The organism is Pseudoalteromonas sp. MMG012 (genome assembly GCF_018100875.1).
GTDB lineage: Bacteria > Pseudomonadota > Gammaproteobacteria > Enterobacterales > Alteromonadaceae > Pseudoalteromonas > Pseudoalteromonas aurantia.
Genome location: NZ_JAGJEF010000246.1, coordinates 1 through 385, shown reverse-complemented (window position 1 = coordinate 385; position 385 = coordinate 1). Strand labels below are relative to the sequence as shown.

Annotated in this window: 1 pseudogene; it reads left to right on the top strand. The window is 38.7% G+C overall.

Annotation, left to right across the window (positions count from 1 at the left end):
• Positions 1-385: pseudogene (locus tag J8L97_RS23265) on the top strand (transposase); the annotation flags it as partial.

Genomic DNA, 385 nt, shown 5'->3' with positions numbered 1-385 from the left:
ACTTGCTAAAGTATTTTGTATTGATGTGTGTGCATATGCGGTGATGAGTAACCATACTCACATTGTACTTTATGTAGATGATATAAAAGCTAAAAGGCTGAGTGATAAAGCGATTATTATCAGATGGCATAAGCTATTTAAAGGCACCATACTGTCTCATAAGTCCCTTCAAGGTGGACGGTTAGACTCAGCGCAACAATATTTTTTAAATAAAGACATTGAACAATTTAGAGAACGTTTATCGAGTATCAGTTGGTTTATGCGGGTACTGAATGAAAGCATTGCCCGAAAAGCGAACAAAGAAGATAACTGTACAGGTAGGTTCTGGGAAGGGCGCTTTAAATCACAAGCTTTACTTGATGAAGCGGCACTAGCGGCCTGTATG